The 430-nt window shown below is 65.8% G+C and carries 1 protein-coding gene; it reads left to right on the forward strand.

Annotated elements, in window-relative coordinates; translation table 11 throughout:
• Positions 1–398: hypothetical protein (locus tag UK12_RS33200; RefSeq protein WP_045306932.1), on the forward strand; the 398-nt coding region annotated here is incomplete at its 5' end.
• Positions 399–430 lie beyond the last annotated feature (32 nt).

Here is a 430-nt window from a genome sequence, read left to right on the forward strand (position 1 = left end):
AGCTCGGCGGTCATCCACTTGAGGTGGTCGAGGAGCTTCTTTTCGTCTGCCATCAGAGGGCTGCCTTCCGGAGAGCCGGGACACGTGCGTTCGTCACGCTGGTGGTTGTCGGGCCGGCCGTTGCTGTCGTCGGGTGCTGGGTTGCGGTCGTCACGTCAGGACCTGCCGAATTCCTTGTTGATTATGTCGAAGAGGTCGTAGGCAGACGCGTTGTCCAACTCGTCGTCGTCCGCGCCGTTGGCGGGGCCCGCGCCCTCGTCACGCCCCGCCTCCAGGCCCTCCTGACGACGTGGAACGCGGGCGACGGCCCCGCCGACAGCGCCGACGACGCCGAGTTGGACAACGCGTCGGCCGACGACCTCTTCGACATCATCAACAAGGAATTCGGCAGGTCCTGACGTGACGACCGCAACCCAGCACCCGACGACAG

Source organism: Saccharothrix sp. ST-888 (assembly GCF_000955975.1).
GTDB lineage: Bacteria > Actinomycetota > Actinomycetes > Streptomycetales > Streptomycetaceae > Kitasatospora.